Origin of the sequence: Paractinoplanes ferrugineus, assembly GCF_016862195.1 — a bacterium.
Lineage (GTDB): Bacteria > Actinomycetota > Actinomycetes > Mycobacteriales > Micromonosporaceae > Actinoplanes > Actinoplanes ferrugineus.
In genome coordinates, this window is record NZ_BOMM01000060.1 from 28,463 (window position 1) to 44,988 (window position 16,526).

At 70.7% G+C, this 16,526-nt stretch carries 15 protein-coding genes; 10 read left to right on the forward strand and 5 right to left on the reverse strand.

Annotated elements, in window-relative coordinates:
- Positions 1-38 precede the first annotated feature (38 nt).
- Positions 39-1,049, forward strand: coding sequence for a LacI family DNA-binding transcriptional regulator (locus Afe05nite_RS33895; RefSeq protein WP_203821368.1), 1,011 nt, complete (start codon positions 39-41; stop codon positions 1,047-1,049).
- A gap of 50 nt (positions 1,050-1,099) precedes the next feature.
- Here the strand turns inward: Afe05nite_RS33895 and Afe05nite_RS33900 are convergent, their stop codons facing one another.
- Positions 1,100-1,903 (reverse strand): AraC family transcriptional regulator, encoded by an 804-nt coding sequence (locus tag Afe05nite_RS33900; RefSeq protein WP_344224420.1) that lies wholly within the window; start codon positions 1,901-1,903, stop codon positions 1,100-1,102.
- A 17-nt stretch (positions 1,904-1,920) separates the two neighbouring features.
- Between Afe05nite_RS33900 and Afe05nite_RS33905 the strand changes: the two genes are divergently transcribed.
- From Afe05nite_RS33905 to Afe05nite_RS33915, 3 genes are read left to right on the forward strand one after another with little or no spacing between them, the layout of a single operon-like run.
- Positions 1,921-2,421, forward strand: coding sequence for a VOC family protein (locus Afe05nite_RS33905; RefSeq protein ID WP_203821369.1), 501 nt, complete (start codon positions 1,921-1,923; stop codon positions 2,419-2,421).
- Positions 2,422-2,451: 30 nt separating this feature from the next.
- Positions 2,452-3,444 (forward strand): RNA polymerase subunit sigma-70, encoded by a 993-nt coding sequence (locus Afe05nite_RS33910; protein WP_239118399.1) that lies wholly within the window; start codon positions 2,452-2,454, stop codon positions 3,442-3,444.
- Between the two features lie 42 nt (positions 3,445-3,486).
- The gene (locus tag Afe05nite_RS33915) at positions 3,487-4,491 is read left to right on the forward strand and encodes an NADPH:quinone oxidoreductase family protein (RefSeq protein WP_203821370.1); all 1,005 of its coding nucleotides are present in this window, start codon (positions 3,487-3,489) and stop codon (positions 4,489-4,491) included.
- 28 nt (positions 4,492-4,519) lie between these two features.
- Here Afe05nite_RS33915 and Afe05nite_RS33920 read toward each other — a convergent pair whose 3' ends face one another.
- Positions 4,520-4,873 (reverse strand): nuclear transport factor 2 family protein, encoded by a 354-nt coding sequence (locus Afe05nite_RS33920; protein ID WP_203821371.1) that lies wholly within the window; start codon positions 4,871-4,873, stop codon positions 4,520-4,522.
- Between the two features lie 115 nt (positions 4,874-4,988).
- On the opposite strand from Afe05nite_RS33920, the gene Afe05nite_RS33925 reads away from it, so the two are divergent.
- The 3 genes from Afe05nite_RS33925 to Afe05nite_RS33935 all read left to right on the forward strand — a co-directional run bounded on the left by Afe05nite_RS33925 (position 4,989) and on the right by Afe05nite_RS33935 (position 7,969).
- Entirely contained in the window at positions 4,989-5,459 is a 471-nt protein-coding gene (locus Afe05nite_RS33925; RefSeq protein WP_203821372.1) for a MarR family winged helix-turn-helix transcriptional regulator, read from the forward strand.
- Between the two features lie 37 nt (positions 5,460-5,496).
- On the forward strand, positions 5,497-6,540 hold the full coding sequence (locus Afe05nite_RS33930) for an LLM class flavin-dependent oxidoreductase (protein WP_203821373.1): 1,044 nt from the start codon (positions 5,497-5,499) through the stop codon (positions 6,538-6,540).
- A gap of 85 nt (positions 6,541-6,625) precedes the next feature.
- The gene (locus Afe05nite_RS33935) at positions 6,626-7,969 is read left to right on the forward strand and encodes a beta-1,3-glucanase family protein (protein WP_203821374.1); all 1,344 of its coding nucleotides are present in this window, start codon (positions 6,626-6,628) and stop codon (positions 7,967-7,969) included.
- A 3-nt stretch (positions 7,970-7,972) separates the two neighbouring features.
- Here Afe05nite_RS33935 and Afe05nite_RS33940 read toward each other — a convergent pair whose 3' ends face one another.
- A complete protein-coding gene (locus tag Afe05nite_RS33940) occupies positions 7,973-9,460 on the reverse strand; it encodes a methyltransferase domain-containing protein (RefSeq protein ID WP_203821375.1) in 1,488 nt (495 codons plus the stop codon).
- Between the two features lie 60 nt (positions 9,461-9,520).
- Between Afe05nite_RS33940 and Afe05nite_RS33945 the strand changes: the two genes are divergently transcribed.
- The 3 genes from Afe05nite_RS33945 (at position 9,521) to Afe05nite_RS33955 (ending at position 13,321) form a co-directional block, all read left to right on the forward strand.
- Entirely contained in the window at positions 9,521-10,309 is a 789-nt protein-coding gene (locus Afe05nite_RS33945) for a DUF1684 domain-containing protein (RefSeq protein WP_203821376.1), read from the forward strand.
- A gap of 272 nt (positions 10,310-10,581) precedes the next feature.
- Positions 10,582-11,007 (forward strand): hypothetical protein, encoded by a 426-nt coding sequence (locus tag Afe05nite_RS33950; protein WP_239118400.1) that lies wholly within the window; start codon positions 10,582-10,584, stop codon positions 11,005-11,007.
- On the forward strand, positions 10,973-13,321 hold the full coding sequence (locus Afe05nite_RS33955) for a tetratricopeptide repeat protein (protein WP_203821377.1): 2,349 nt from the start codon (positions 10,973-10,975) through the stop codon (positions 13,319-13,321). Before Afe05nite_RS33950 ends, Afe05nite_RS33955 begins: the two co-directional genes overlap by 35 nt.
- A gap of 52 nt (positions 13,322-13,373) precedes the next feature.
- On the opposite strand, the gene Afe05nite_RS33960 is transcribed toward Afe05nite_RS33955, so the two are convergent.
- A complete protein-coding gene (locus Afe05nite_RS33960) occupies positions 13,374-14,810 on the reverse strand; it encodes an arabinofuranosidase catalytic domain-containing protein (protein WP_203821378.1) in 1,437 nt (478 codons plus the stop codon).
- A gap of 205 nt (positions 14,811-15,015) precedes the next feature.
- Positions 15,016-16,371, reverse strand: a complete 1,356-nt coding sequence (locus Afe05nite_RS44695) for a DUF1996 domain-containing protein (protein ID WP_203821379.1) — start codon at positions 16,369-16,371, stop codon at positions 15,016-15,018.
- Positions 16,372-16,526: the final 155 nt, after the last annotated feature.

A 16,526-nucleotide genomic window follows, 5' to 3' on the forward strand; every position in this document is an offset into this window, starting at 1 on the left:
GCGCTTTACTATCCTGGGAGGTCCGGCGGAGGAGGCTCATGGGCGCCAGCATCAAGGACGTCGCGCTGCATGCCGGCGTCTCGGTCAAGACCGTGTCCAACGTGATCAACGACTTCCCGTTCGTCTCGGCCGCGACCCGCGCGAAGGTCCAGGCCGCGCTGGACGAGCTGGACTACCGGCCCAACCTGTCGGCCCGGCTGCTGCGCGGCGGCCGCACCGGGGTGGTCGCCCTCGCCGTCCCCGAGATCAGCGCGCCCTACTTCGCCGAGCTGGCCGCCCAGTTCGTGCAGCAGGCCAAGAAACACGGCTGGACCGTGCTGATCGACGAGACCCAGGGTGCCAAGGACAGCGAACGCATCGTCCTCGACGGCATCAAGTCGCACCTGATCGACGGCCTGATCGTCAGCCCGCTGGCGCTGACCGCCAAGGAGATCGAGCAACGCCGCGACCGCACCCCGCTGGTGCTGCTGGGCGAGCGCCTGACCAAGGCCCCGGTCGACCACGTGAGCATCGACAACGTGGCCGGCGCGACCGCCGCCACCGCCCACCTGCTCGCCCTCGGCCGGCGCCGGATAGCGGCGATCGGCAGCCAGCCGCACATCTCCGGCGGCACCGCGGCCCTGCGCCTGCGCGGTTTCCGGGCCGCGCTGCGAACCGCCCGGATCCGCTACGACGCGACCCTGGTGCAGCCGGCGAAGAGCTACCACCGGGCCGACGGCTACGCCGCGATGAACCAGTTGCTGGACCTCCCCCAGCCACCCGACGCCGTGTTCTGCTTCAACGACCTGCTGGCCATCGGCGCGCTGCGGGCCCTGCACGAGCGCGGCCGGGGCGTGCCCGGCGACGTGGCGGTGATCGGCTTCGACGGCATCGAGGAGGGCGACTTCCACACCCCGACGCTGAGCACGATCCGCCCCGACCGGGCGGAGATCGCCCGGCTCGCCCTGGCCCTGCTGGAGCGCCGGATCGACGGCGGCGCGTCGGCGTCCCCCCAGGAGGGTTACGCCCCCTTCGAACTGCTGATCCGGCAGAGCACCGGCCACCCGTGAGCCACCCGGCCGGGGCCGCCTTTCCGGACGCCGAGCCCCGCGACTGACCGCTAGTCGCTCGCGCGGTCCCGGTAGTCGCTCAGGGTGAGGCCGAGCACCGCCCGGAACTCGTTGGCGAGGTGGGCGTGGTCGCTGTAGCCGAGGTCGGCGGCGACCGCGGCCAGGTTCGTGCCCGGTTCCGCCCGCAGCCGCTCGGCCGCCTCCTGCAGCCGCCGCCGGCGGATCATCGCCAGCGGGGTGAGCCCGACGTAGCGGCCGGCCAGCCGTTGCAGGGACCGGGCCGACAGGTGCAGGCGCTCGGTCGCGTCCCGTACCGTGCGGATCGCCGGATCCGCGTCGATCACCTCGGCCATCCGGTTGGCCAGCAGCGCCTCCGGATCGGGCGGCGGGACCTCGGCGGCGAGCCAGCCGGCGAAGGCGTCGACGGCGCGCCGGTGCCGGTCCCCCGGCCCGGTCATGGCTCGGCCGACCAGGTCGTGCAGATCCGGCAGATCCTTGCTGACGTACGTGTCGCGCAGGGCCCCCGGGTCCCCGGCGAGGTGCGGCACCGCCGCGGGCCGCAGCAGCGCCCCGACGCCCCAGCCGGTCCCGCTCAGATCACGGTGGGAGCTGCGCGTCGCCGGCCCGGCGAGGCCGACCCCGGCCGGCTCGACCACCAGGTTGCACGCGGGAAACGCGATCAGGTGCTGCCGCGAGGTCCGGCCCGGCTGGATCCGCCATTCGGGGATCCAGAACCACCGCACCAGGTCGGCCACCGCCGGGGGTGCCGGGATCCGGTCGAACGTGGGCAGCCGCGCCGGGTACAGGATCCCGCGCGGCTGTCGCGAATCTTCAAGCCCCGCTGAACCGGGCATACCTACGATCCTGAGCTATGACGGAGACGAACGCGCCGGCCGACGGCCAGTACACCACGAACGGCACCCCGCACGGCGCCACCGCCCTGACACCCTTCCTGGCGATCCGCGACGCCCGCGGCGCCATCGATTTCTACCAGAAGATCTTCGGCGTACGCGTGGTGGACGTGACCGAGTTCGGCGACGTGGTCGCGCACGCCGTCCTCGACTTCGGCAACGGCCTGCTCCAGCTGGGCGAGCCGATGCCCGACTACGGCCTGGTCGCCGCGCCCGAGGGCGACAGCGCGTGCTACTCGCTGGGCTTCTACTGTCCCGATGTCGACGAGGTGGTGGCCCGCGCCGAGGCGGCCGGGGCGGTGATCCGCGAGGCCCCGACCACTTTCGTGTCCGGCGACCGGTTCGCCAGCGTCCGGGACCCGCACGGCGTCCGCTGGTCGATCATGACCCGGGTCGAGGACCTCTCCGAGCAGGAGAGCGCCCGCCGCGTCGCCGCGTGGGCGGCCGAACAGTCCAAGTAGGCGAAGGCCGGTGGTGCTTGAATAGGCGCCGTGGATAGCGATCGGGCCGGGTTCGCCGACGTGGCCGAGCCGTTCCGGCGGGAGCTGGTGGCGCACTGCTACCGCCTGCTCGGCTCGATCCACGACGCGCAGGACGTGGTTCAGGAGACCTATCTGCGGGCCTGGCGCTCCTACGACCGGTTCGAGGGCCGGTCCTCGGTGCGCACCTGGCTCTACCGGATCGCCACCAACCGGTGCCTCACCGAGCTGGCCGGCCGGAGCCGGCGGGTGCTGCCGTCGGGGAGGTCCGACCCGGCCCACGATCCGGACGCCGACCTGACGGCCGACCCGGACGTGAGCTGGTTGCAGCCCGCGCCGGACGCGATGGTCCTGGCCGGGTCGGCCGATCCGGCGGCCGTGGTGGCCGAGCGGGCCTCGGTCCGGCTGGCCCTGGCCGCCGGCCTGCAGTACCTTCCGGCGCGGCAGCGGGCCGTGCTGCTGCTGCGGGACGTGCTCGCGTTCCCGGCGGCCGAGGTGGCGGTCATGCTCGGCACCACGACCGCCTCGGTGAAGAGCGCGTTGCAGCGGGCGCGGGCGCGGATCGAGGAGTTGGGCCTGGCCGAGACGGAGATCGCCGAGCCGGCCGAGCCGCGGGCCCGGGCGATTCTCGAGGAGTACATCGCGGCGTTCGAGAACGCCGACGCCGCCGCCCTGGAACGGCTCCTGCTGGCCGACGCCACGATCGAGGCGACCCCGCTGCGCACCTGGTTCGCCGGTCGCGCCGCCTGCCTGCCGTTCCTGCGCGATCACCTGCTGGGCCGGCCCGGCGCCTGGCGCATGCTGGCGACCAGCGCCAACGGCCAACCGGCCGCGGCTGCCTACCGGCGCGACGAGCGGGGCGACTACCAACCGTACGGAATCTGTGTGCTCACCGTGACCGACGACGGCATCCGCCGGATCTCTTCCTTCGGTGATCCGGATCTGGTCGCGTTCTTCGGGTTCGCCGCGATTCCTTTGCCGGCCCGGCCGGGTCTTCCTGGGTGATCGGCGGGCGATCGCCGCCCGCCCGAACCGAGGAGACCGACTGTGCGTGCCCTTCAGCAGACCTCTTTCGACGGCCCCCGGGACCTGCGACTGATCACCGACGCCCCGACGCCGGTCCCCGGGCCCGGCGAGATCCTGATCCGGGTCATGGCGGCCGGACTCAACTTCGTGGACATCTCCCAGTCCCGCGGCACGTTCGCGGACGGCCCGCGGCCGCCCTACGTGGCGGGCATCGAGGGCGCCGGTGAGGTGGTCGCCGCCGGTACGGGCGTGACCGGCCCGCCGCCCGGCACCCACGTGGTCGGCGTCGGGATCGACGGTGGGGCGTTCGCCGAGTTCATGGTGCTGCCCGCGGCCGGGGCGGTCCCGGTGCCGGCCGGCTGGGCCGACGAGCAGGCGCTGGGCCTGATGGTGAACTGGCCGACCGCGCTGGCCGCGCTCAAGCCGCTCGGCGCCGTTGCCGAGGGACAGAGCGTGCTGATCCACGCCGCCGCCGGTGGGACCGGCCAGGCCGCGGTACGGATGGCCAAGCACTACGGCGCCACCGTGATCGGCACGGCCTCGCCCGGCAAGCACGACCTGGTCCGCGCGCTGGGCGCCGACCACGTCCTCGATTCCCGCCGGGCCGACCTGGCCGCGCAGGTCCGGCGGCTGACCGGCGGCGCGGGCGCCGACCTGGTGCTGGAGTCGGCGGGCGGCGCGACCTTCGCGGCGAGTCTGGCCGCGGCCCGGCGGGTCACCGGCCGGGTCGTCGTCTTCGGCCTGGCCGGCGGCGAGGCCCGGGTCACCAACTGGGAGTTGGTCTACCGGCATCAGATCCACGTCGTCGGCCTGAACATCGGCGTCCTGATCCAGGCCGCACCGGCGATGTTCGGCGAACTGATGGCCGAGATGTCCGCGTTGCTCGCGGCGGGCGTGCTCGGGCCGGCCGAGCCCACCGTCCGGCCGCTGGCCGAGGGCCCCGAGGCACTCGCCGAGCTGGAGGCCCGGGCCACGGTCGGCAAGCTGGCCCTGCGGCCGTCAGCCGCCGGCCCGGAGCGCGCCTAGCGATCCGATCGTCGCCCGGCGCGGCGGCTCAGTCGAGCAGCAGCGTGTGGACGCTGGTGATCAAGCCGTCGGCGACGAGCGCGATGTCGACCCCGCGCACGACCGGCGGCTGTCCCTCGGGACCGAAGTTCCACTCCAGCATGCCCAGGTCGTGGCTGACCCGCAGCGGGCCGCCGGCGGTGAACACGAACCCCGGAGCCCCGTCGAGGATCTGCTGCGCCTTGGCGTCGAGCGCCTCGTGGCCCTCGACGACCGCGTCGGGATCGGCGAACCGGACGTGCGGCGCATAGGTCCGCGCGATCGCGGCCCGGCGCCGGTCGCCGTCGCGCTCGTTGAAGACCTCCAGCAGGTTGGCGTTCATCAGCTGCTCGACGGTGGCCATCGCACTCTCCTCGAATCAGGGGCCTCAAGTCACGGGGCTCGCGTGCCGAAGACGATATATGACACGTCATGCAATTGGCTGGTGTTGTCGGACACCCCGTTGCTAGGTTCGGACCGTGGTCGACGATCTTCCTGAACCGGGCGGCCTCGACCCGCTCGAGCTCCGGGCCTGGCGCGGGCTCATCGAGGTCACGCCGCTGCTCCAGCGGCACCTCGACCGGTTGCTGATGGCCGACTCCGGGCTGTCCGGCAGTGACTACCCGGTGCTGGTGGCCCTGCACGAGCGCGGCGAACCGGCGCTGCGCTCCACCCAGCTGGCCGATCTGATCGGCTGGGAGCAGAGCCGGCTGTCCCACCACCTGGCCCGGATGGAGAGCCGCGGACTGGTCGTGCGCAGCCGGCACCGGTCCGACAACCGGGTGGCCGAGGTCCGCCTGACCGAGCACGGCCGGGCGACCTTCCGGCGCGCCGCCAAGCAGCACTCGCAGGCCGTCCGCACCCACTTCGCCGAGGTGCTCAGCTCCGCCGAGCTGGAAGCCCTCGCCACCGTCATGGAAACGATCAAGAACCACCTCGACACCGCCTGACGGGAATCCGGGGCCACCACGCGGGGTTGGCACGGGCGTGGAGAAGAAGATCGGATTCCTGTCGTTCGGGCACTGGCGCGATGCCGCCGGGTCACAGACACGCAGTGCGGCGGACTCGCTGCTGCAGACCATCGAGCTGGCCGAGGCGGCCGAGGAACTCGGGGTCGACGGGGCGTACGTGCGAGTGCACCACTTCGAGCGGCAGCTCGCCGCACCGTTCCCGCTGCTGGCGGCGATCGGGGCGCGCACCCGGCGGATCGAGATCGGCACCGGCGTGATCGACATGCGCTACGAGAACCCGCTCTACATGGCCGAGGAGGCCGCGGCCGCCGACCTGATCGGTGGCGGGCGGCTGCAGCTCGGGGTCAGCCGGGGATCGCCGGAGACCGCGCTCGACGGCGCCGCCAACTTCGGCTACGTACCGGCGGAGGGCAGCACCGTCGCGGACCTCGCGCGCGAGAAGACGACGATCTTCCTGGACGCGATCAGCGGCAAGGCGATGGCGCGCACCGACCCGGCCCGCACCGGGATCAGTGGCGGGCTGGCCGTCCAGCCGCAGTCCCCCGGCCTGCGCGAGCGCATCTGGTGGGGCGCGGGCACCCGGCAGACCGCGACGTGGGCGGCCGGGCTCGGGCTCAACCTGCAGAGCTCGACGCTGCTGTCGGAGGACACCGGGGTGCCGTTCGACCAGCTCCAGGCCGAGCAGATCCAGCTCTACCGGGACGCCTGGAAAGAGGCCGGCCACGACCGGGAGCCCCGCGTCTCGGTCTCGCGCAGCGTGCTGCCGATCACCGAGGACATCGACCGCCTCTACTTCGGCAACCAGGAGAACGAGGACCAGGTGGGCCTGCTCGAGGGGGTCCGGTCACGCTTCGGCCGCACGTACGCGGGTGAGCCCGACCGCATCGCCGAGGAACTGGCGAACGACGCCGCCGTCCGGGCCGCCGACTCGATCCTGTTCACGGTGCCCAACCAGCTCGGTGTCGCCTACAACGCGCGCATCCTGGAGACGATCGTGAAGCACATCGCCCCGGCGATCGGCTGGGCGCCGAAGTTCCGGAACCCGGTTTCCTTGAGGTAGCGGCTCCGGTCGATGAGACTCGGACGGTGAGAGCGCTCTCGCATCCCCCTAGCCGCGAGGGCGCACCACTGTTCGGGAGACTCCCATGCGACACGCCATCCCCCGGCGCCGGCTGACCACGGCCGCGCTCGGCGCCGTACTCCTGGTCCTCGGCCTGTTCCCGGCCGCCGGCCGGGCCGACGCCGCCGACACCCTGCTCTCGCAGGGCCGACCCGCCACCGCGTCGAGCACCGAGAGCGGCGCCTACGCCGCGAGCGCGGCCGTCGACGGCAACACCGGCACCCGCTGGTCGAGCGCGTTCAGCGACCCGCAGTGGCTGCGGGTCGACCTCGGCGCGACAGCCACCATCACCTCGGTCAAGCTGACCTGGGAGGCCGCGTACGCGAAGTCCTTCCAGATCCAGACCTCGGCCGACGGCAGCACCTGGACCACCGTCTACAGCACCACCACCGGCACCGGCGGCACGCAGAGCCTCACGGTGCGCGGCTCCGGGCGATACGTCCGGGTGAACGGCACCGTCCGCGCGACCCCCTACGGCTACTCGCTGTGGGAGTTCCAGGTCTACGGCACCGGCGGCACCGGCGGTGGCGGCAGCAGCACCGCGATGCCCGACTCGTTCTGGGGTGACACCGCCGGCATCCCGGCCGCCCGCAACGTCGTCGAGGTCAAGGTGCTCAACCGGACCAACGGCCGGTACCCCGACAGCCAGGTGTTCTGGAGCTTCAACGGCCAGACCCACTCCATCGCCGAGCAGCCCTACCTCGACATGCCGGCCAACTCGGCCGGGCGGATGTACTTCCACCTCGGCTCGGCCGACAGCCAGTACTACGACTTCATCGAGTTCACCGTCGGACCGGACGTCTTCAACGGCAACACCACCCGGGTCGACGCCTTCGGGCTGAAGCTCGCCCTGCGGCTGCACTCGCACGACGGAACCGACCAGCAGGTCGGCGAGAACTACCAGACCTTCACCGAGGACCGGATGGCCACGTTCGCCCGGTTCGCGGCGGCCGTTCCCACACCGTTCCAGCACTCGGCCACCGCCACCGCGCCGTACCGGATCGTGTCACCGGGCGGCGACCCCGCCTTCCAGCCGGGCGGGCAATACCAGAACTACCTGTCCTCGTACGCGTCGTCGGTCGGCGTCAGCGCCACCACCCAGCAGATCTTCGGCTGCTCGGGCCCGCTCGCCGCGAACGCCGCCCAGTGCGCGGCGCTCAACCGGCACACCGCCGACCTGCCCGCCGCCCAGCAGGAGACGGTGAGCAACTTCTACCGGGCGGCGCCGGCCAACTACTACGCCGAGTTCTGGCACGACAACTCGCTCGGCGCGCTCGCCTACGGCTTCCCCTACGACGACGTGGCCGGGCAGTCGACGTTCATCTCGCACGGCGACCCGCAGTATCTGCTGGTGGCGGTGGGCTGGTGAGCCTCAGCCGTTGCGCGGGCGCCGCGCGACGGTGAGCAGGTGGGTGGTCGGCCAGTCGAGCTCGCGGCCGTCGAGCTCGCTGAGCGACGCGACCGGCGCGATCCGGTTGTCGATCACCCAGTCGTTGCGGATCGCCGCCGAGGCCGGGTCCAGTTCGAACCCGGCCTCGGCCAGCAACTCACGCCAGTCGGCGAAGCTCAGGCCGCAGAACTGCTCGTGGGTCTCCGACAGCCAGTTGTCCACGTAGTCCTTGCGGGTCAGGAAGTCCATGGCGGCGCCCAGCTCGATCCGCACGACGTCCTCGCCGACCGGCTCGAACCGGAACGGGAAGGCGAAATCGACGGCGAACTGGTCCAGTTTGGCGCGGGTCGACAGACTCGCGACGTACGCCTGGACGTGCTCCTCGGTCCCGAGGTCGCGCCGTGGTTCCGCCGGATTGTCGCCGTCGACCGTGGTGAGCTTCAGGAGCACCTCGCGGTGCGGGTCGTCGGGCCCGCACACGTCGCTGTTGATCCAGACGCCGCCGGGCGCGGTGTGGTCGTGGATCCGCTTGACGAACTGCCGCAGCGACTCCCGCTGCTGCCCGTACGACCAGATCTCGTGGGTCAGCGCGAACGTCAGCGTGGTGTCGACCGAGCGGTCCGCGAAGATCGCGCCGCCCAGGACGTTGCGCTGGTAGAAGTAGACGTTCGCGTTCTGGAAGACGCCCTGCGCCTTCTTGTGCACGCACTCCTGGAAGAGGTGCCGGGCCACCTCGACGCCGATCAGGTCGCTCTCGTGCAGCGCCGGCTCCCGGTCGGCCAGCTCCAGCAACGAGCCGGCCCCGCAGCCGATGTCCACGATCCGGCCCGGCCGCACGTGGCTCTTCACCGCGGACCACTTGCGCTCGGCGGCGTCGGCGAACGCCTCGACATAGGTGCGGTAGTCGCGCGTCGTGGTCAGCCCACCCTCGTCGCCGACCAGCGGATCGTTGACCGCCGCCCGCACCTGCTCGACGAGGCGGTAGCGCTCGAACACGTCGATCGTCGCCGGATGGGCCAGCTCACGCCAGGTCTCGTCGCCGCCGGCGAGGCGCAGCAGCACGTCCCAGGGCCGTTCCGGGGCCGGGTCCGTCTCCGCCTCCACGAGCGCGATCTCGAAGCCGAGCTTCTCGTAGAGCGCCGCGACCTCCGGCGTCGAACAGGCGACCACCGTGTCGGCCGGAGTCAGCTCCAGACCCGTCGCCACCGCCACCGTCTTCAGCGTCACCTCGGCGAACGCGTTCGTGGGGGCGGTGTCGAAGATCGGCACGACCAGGGAACGCAGGCCGGTCTGCGCGCTGAGGCGCTCGACGGCGGCCTCCCGGCGGTGGTACGGGACCGGGTTGCGCTTGGTGTTCTCGTGGTTGGCCGAGGTGACCGCCCAGACGATGGTGGCGTCGGCGAACCGCGCCAGGTAGTCGGCCTGGAACCGGGTCAGCAGGTGATGGCGGCCGGGGAAGAGCACGTACATCTGCAAGATCGTATCCCCTGGCCCTATCTCCTATCGTGTCCGTAGGGATAGGCTCGGGCCATGGCTACCGACGACTGGGCGCAGTGGCACACCGCGCACGAACAACAACTGGCCGCCCCGCACGGGTTCCTGGCCATCACCAGCCTGAACTTCCTCACCACGACACCGCAGCGCTTCCCCGACGCGCCCGGCGCATGGTCGACCGGCCCCGCCGGGGTGGTCGTCGCGCTGGACGACGGCGAAACCGTGACCGTCGACGGCGTCGAGAAGACCGGGACCGTCACGCTCGGCGTCATCGCCGAACGCGAAGGCATCGACGTGCTCGCCGGCGACGCCGTGCTCGAGGTGGCCAAGCGCGGTGGCTTCGACATCGTGCGGCCGCGGCACCCCGCCCACGCGTTGCGCGAGCAGTTCCACGGAACGCCCGCCTACGAGCCGGACGAGAAGTGGGTGCTCAGCGGGCGGTTCGTGCCGTTCGAGGCGCCGCGCGACGTGACGGTGGGTGCGGCGGTCGAGGGGCTGGAGCACGTCTACGAGTCGCCGGGCCAGGTCGAGTTCGAGGCGCTGGGGACGCCGCTGGCGCTGACCGTTTTCAACGGGCGCTCCCCGGGGTCGTTCTTCGCCCTGTTCACTGACGAGACGTCGGGTGTCACCACCTATGCGGCCAACCGCAGCCTGGCGATCGACGCGCCGACCGCCGACGGAACCGTGACGCTCGACTTCACCCGGGCGACCAACCTGCCGTGCGCCTACACGGATTTCGCGACGTGCCCGCTGCCGCCCGCCGAGAACCGGCTGCCGATCGCGGTGGAGGCCGGCGAGAAGATCCCCTACGAACGTTCGGCCTGATTGCTGGGCCGGCCGCCGCACGTGCAGGAACGAGGCCCGTGGCAGTGCGGTCGTCGCCGAGGCAAGTCAACTCGTCAGGTCTGGTCCTCGCGGCGACGAGAACGGGCGGCGATGTCATGCGAGGAGCGGTACGGCAACTCCGGCGGGCTCGAGGGCCTACGCCGGACGACTCTGCGTGATGCCACCGGATTCCCGTGCCGCCGGTCCGCAGGCCGTCAGTGACACCACGTGATACATCTCAGAGGAACTGAGTGCGCCGTTTGGAGTTGATCGTGGTGGATATCGACCTGGCGGCTGTCGTGGTGCCCTATGTCACGGCGGCGGTCGCCGCGTACGGGTCGGCGATCGCGCAGCGAGTGCAGGACGGGGCTGTCGACGCCACCACCGACGGCACGGCAAGACTGGGCCGCCGGCTGCTGAACCGGATCCTCCGTCGTGGCGAATCCGAACCGGCGATCGCCGCAGCCGTGCAGGACGTGGCCGACCGGCCGGACGATGCGGACCGTGTCGCGGCCCTACGATCACAGATCCGCAAGGCGATCGAGGCCGACACCGTGCTGGCCGCCGACGTCGCCACGCTGCTGGGGACGGACGGCGCGACGATCGATGCGTCCGGGAACCGTGCGACGGCCATGTACCAGAACACCGGCATCGTGCAGACGGGTGACCGCAGCACGGCCTGGCAAGATCGCGATTGACATGCCGAGACCCGGCAACTTCGGAGAGCGCTCGATCTCGATCGGCCACAACGCCGGTATCGTTCAGACCGGTGATCACGCGCAGGCCCGGGTGCTGAGCGGGGCGATCACCCTGAGATCGCCGTCGGAGGTGGACCCGCCGGACTCAGGGGTGTGGGGAGTCGCCAAGGCGGCGACGCGCGAGTTCGTCGGACGATCCAGCCAATTGGACGAACTGGATCCGCTCGGGGGTGGCGGAGCCGGAGTCGTGACCCAGGCCGTGCACGGGCTCGGCGGCGTCGGGAAGACGGAACTGGCTCTGCAATACGCGACGCGTCACCGAGCGCGCTATCGCGTGACCTGGTGGGTGGTCGCCGAATCCGCGGACACGATTCAAGCGGGACTCCACACGCTGGCCTCGCGTCTGCACCCGGGCATCCTGACCCTCGTTACGGAGGCGGCGGCTGCCGACTGGGCTATCGGCTGGTTGCAGTGCCACGACGACTGGCTGTTGGTGCTGGACAACGTGGAACACCGGCACGAGGTCGAACCTCTGCTGGGCCAACTGAGCAACGGCCACGTACTGATCACCACTCGACGCGATGCGCGGTGGGAGAGCATCACCGATCGGTCACTGCGGCTCGGCGTGCTCGATGAAGACGCCTCGATCGCCCTGCTGATCCGGCTGAGCGGCCAGGACGATCCGGCGACCGCCGCCGCCCTGGCTCGGGAACTGGGCCACCTACCGCTGGCACTGCAGCAGGCCGGGGCATATCTACGGCAGACCCAAACCGCGATGGGTGATTACCTGCGACGGCTGCTCGATGAGCCGGGGCAGGTTCTGGCCACGGTGGCGTTCGGCGACGACGCGTCGCGTTCGGTGGCCTCCACCTGGTCGATCACTATGAGCCGGATCGAGGAGCAGGCACCGTTGGCCGCGCTCCTGATGCACCTTCTGTCCTGCTACGCGACAGACGCCCTTCCGCGCGAAGTAATTGTTTCCGGCACAGATGCGGCCTGGGAGGCGGAGGCCGCGGCCGCACTGGGGACTCTGGCGTCCTACCACATGATCGATTTGACGAAAGACACCGTGACGGTTCATCGGCTGGTGCAATCCGCGACCATCAGCCAGATCGTCGACGGCGCGGGCGACGCCGGCGCGACGAGTCCGGGTGCGGCGAGTCCCTGGCCAGAACTGCTCAGGCTGGCCGTCGACATCCTCGCGACGTCCGTGCCGGTCGGTAATCCCGAGTTCGTCCTGACTGAACGAACTCGTTGGGCGGCACTGAGTCCGCACGTCGCCGCGCTCGAGCGCCTGTGCGACGACGGTCCGGGCTTGAATCTGGCCGAGCTTCTCCTGAAGGCAGCCGTCTATGAGACCACCCAGGGCCGTTACCGACGCGCGATGGACTACGACCGACGTGCTCTGACCATCATCGAAGCGGTACGCGGCCCTGATCATGTCGAGGTGGCCGCTGCACTTGATCATTTGACGGTGAGCCTGACTCACCTGGCGCGGGCGGACGAAGCTGAACCGTTGCAGCGCCGGGCCCTGGCCATCACCGAGGCCGCGCTCGGGCCCGACCACACAGACACGGCCGCAAGCCTGCACAACCTCGCCAATACACTCCGAGATCTTGGACGAGCCGACGAGGCCGAGCCGTTGCAGCGCCGGGCGCTGGCCATCACGGAGGCCAATCTGGGCCCCGAGCATCCCGAGGTCGCCAATCGGCTGGGGAGCCTCGCGGGCACCCTTCGCGATCTCGGCCGGGCGGCCGAGTCCGAGCGACTCTTTCGCAGATCTCTCGCCATTGCCGAGTCCGCGTTCGGCTCCGGTCACCCCTTGGTGGCCTTGTGCTTGAACAACCTGGCCACGAGCCTGCGTGACCTCAACCGGCCGGCGGAAGCGGAGCCGTTACTCCGTCACGCCCTGCTGATAGCCGAGAAGACGCTCGAGCCCGACCATCACCGCGTGGCCACCGTGATGAACAACCTCGCTGGTTGCCTGCGCGAGCTCGACCGGGCCGGTGAGGCCGAGACGATGCACCGCCGAGCCTTGACCCTTGTCGAGAATGTTCTGGGGTCCGATCACCCGGAAGTAGCGGCGGTGCTGGACAACCTCGCCGTCACCCTGCGGAAGCTGGATCGCGCCGTCGAAGCCGAGCCACTGGCACGACGCGCCGTAACCATTACCCAGGCCGCGCCGAGCCTCGACACTATGGCGGCAGTCGAACAGGTCGGCACTTTGACCCTGATCCTGCACGATCTCGGCAAGGACGCAGAAGCCAAGGCCCTGACACGTCAAATTGTCGGGATGCTCTACCCAGGCTCGTAGCGCGTGGCCCTCCCCGGGTTGCCGCCGGGGAGGGCCACGCTCGGCGCGCGGGCTAGCTGAGGGCGAACTTCTGGGCGGCACTGCCGTTGCAGTCGTTGATCTGCAGCCGGGTGCCGTTGGTGCTGGTGCCGTTGGGGGCGTCCAGGCAGCGGCCGGACTGGGGGTTCTTCAGGGAACCGTCGGCCTGCTGCTGGAACACCTGGCCGCCGACGCCGTTGCAGTCCCAGAGCTCGACCTGGGTGTTGTCGGCAGTGCCGTTGCCGACGATGTCCAGGCAGCGGTTGAGGGTGCGCAGGGAGCCGTTGGAGTTCCGGAACCAGTGCTGGTCGGCGGCGTAGGACTGGCAGTCCCACAGCTGGACCGCGGTGCCGTTGGTGCCGGTGTCGTCGGCGGCCACGTCCATGCACTTGCCGCCGGGACCGGTCACCGTGCCGGCCGGGCCGTTGATCACGCTGGTCTGGCCGGCGTAACCGACCGAGACGACGTCGGCCTGGACCGCGTTCTCGGCGGCGTCGGTCGGGTAGCCCGCCGTCATCGCGCCCTCGAACCAGGTGCCCCGGTTGCGGTTGCTGTTGTCGCCGCCGATCGCCAGGATGATGCCGCCCTCCTGGTGCATCGGCCGGTAACCGCTCTTGTCGGTGGGCAGCGAACCGTCGTACCAGGTGGTCAGGCCGCCCGACTGGGAGTTGCCGCCCTTGAGCGCGTACGTCGTCCGGCCGTTGTTCTTCAGGACCGCCGTGACGAACGCGGAATTGTTGCCCGGGTTGGGGTTGGAGCCGTTGCCGCCCTGGAACATGCCGTTCTCCAGGTCGGCCTCGATCCACGGGCCGGAGCCCTGACACGGGGCGAAGTAGCAGGTGGTGGCGATGCTGACGGCGTCCATGTGGCCGTTGCCGGTGTCGTACGGGGTGGACTCGGCGTTGCCGTAGTCGAAGCAGCAGTCGGAGCCGACGTGGGTGCCGCTGGCCACCATGTAGACACCTTCGGGCTGACCGTTCACGGCCACCCCGGAGGCGACTCCGGGGTAGCGGTATCCGACGCCCGGGGTGCCCCAGATCCCGTACACCTTGTGCCCGCCGGCCGTGACCGCGATGGCACTCGCGTTCGCCCCGCGGTCGCCGCTGCCGGCCCCGCCGTCCGGTGCCACCGACAGGTCGTTGTGGCGGCTGGTCTGGTCCCAGATCCGGGTGATCCGGCAGGTGCTGCCGTTGCAGAAGGCGTCCTGGCCGGCCGCGTCGGCATAGCCACCGGCGGTCAGGGTGGCGACGTCGCGGGTGGCGCCGTCGGAGGCCCGGGTCACCTGGTAGAGGCGGCCGCTGTAGGCGCCGAACAGGGCCCGGGTGGTGCTGTGCGCGGCCACGCAGGGGGTGCCGGCCGCGGCGTAGATGTCGCAGGGGCGGGCGGCGGCCGCGTGGGCGACGCCGGCGATGCCGAAGAGGGTGCCGGCGGTGAGGACCAGCGCGGCGAAGATCCGGAACAGTCTGCGCATGAGCGCTCCTGGGGATGAGAGCAGACATTCAAGGTTGTCGACACCTTGGCCCGGAAGTTACGCCCGGACGCTCGAAAGCGTCAATAAGCGCTGAATCGTGTTCGATTTTGTTTGCACGTTTGGGCAACCTTGTTAACCGGTGCTGCTCCGGCTGGGACCACGACTGAAGGGGCCGGCGTGCGAACGCACCGGCCCCGCCCGTACGTCAGAAATTGCCTTCGGTGTTGCACTTGGCCTTTTGCACGATGCAGTTCTTCACCCGCTGGCTCTGCGCCAGGTTGTCCCAGGCGAAGAAGGCGTCACCGTGCATCGAGGACGCCAGGCCGGAAGCGAGCCGGAAGCCGTTGGCCGACCCCTGCGTGGGGTAGGAGATGAGGAACGACAGGTTCGGGATGGCGACCGGGTAGTCGCCCTTGCAGGTGCCGTCGTAGCTGTACGAGACGTGCGCCTTGTGGGTGGGGCTGTCCAGGTGCTTGCCGTCCCAGCAGTCCTGGAAGACCAGGTGGAACATCAGCACGGCGGTGGAGGCGCAGATCGGCCAGTTGCCGTCGGCGCTGCGGCCGATCTCGCCGCCCGGGCCGGCGCAGTAGAACGCGTTCACCGAGCCGGCCGGCGTCGGGGTCTGCAGCTTGGCGTCACCGGCGATCATCTTGAAGCCCTGGGGGAACGGCTTCGTGACGCTCGGGTCGGTGATCCGGGAACCGTAGTAGACGACGACGTCCTTGGGCTCGATCGCCTGGTCACCGTTGTAGAGGGTGGGAATCCAGTAGGCCGAGAGGTCGGGCGACGGCCGGCAGGTGGTGCCGGCGTTGGACAGCAGCGCCTGCGTCGTGGTGGCGGCGTCGGTCCTGGTGTTGCCCAGGAACGTGTGCATGTGCGACGCCCCCGGCATCCCCGGGAAGATGATCGGGTCGTCCGGGCGCGAGTGGCTGTAGGCGCAGGTGGCGTTGAACTCCGACACCCGTACCGTGCCGGCCGGCACCGCCTTCGGGGTGAGCGCGTTGAACTGGGCCAGCTGGGCGTTCCAGGCGGCCTGGTCGAGCGGGATCCAGCCGGGCCCGTCGGTCGCCGCGCCGTCGCCGAACGAGAACCAGTTGAGGTTGACGAAGTCGCCCCCGGTCGAGTTCTTGAGAAGTGCGAACACGGTCTGCGAACCGGTCGGGTGGCTGGCCACGGTGGTGGTCTGGGTGGACCACGCCTGCCAGCCGCCGGTGTTGGCGACCGCAAAACTGGCCAGCACCGGGCCGGTCTGCGAGCCGGTGCGCAACTCGATGCTGCCGGTGCCGGTGGCGGAGGCGACCCGGGCCTGCACGGTGAGCGAGCCGGCCGCGCCGAGGTTGACACCGTCGTAGCGCAGCCAGTCGCCGTTGCCGAGGTAGGCGACGTTCTGGCCGCCACCGCTGTCGGCGGTGGCCTCGACCTGGGCGCCGGACTGGGCGGCGTAGGACTCGGCCTGGACGGTGACGCTGGCGGCCTGAGCCGCCGTCGGGGCGAACAAGAGCGTGCCGGCGACCGCTGTGGAGACGGCCGTCAGCACGCGGACACGTGGGGATGACTGCATTGACACTCCCTTGGGGAACGGGGATAGGAAGTGCCCGGAGTATCAAGGTTGGGGAAGCGCTCTCTCTACCTCGGCGTGCACTAATCGACACCATGTGGTGAAACTCGGGGAAGCGCTTCCCGAGCCACGATCGTTCGTGAGTGAAACATTGTCGT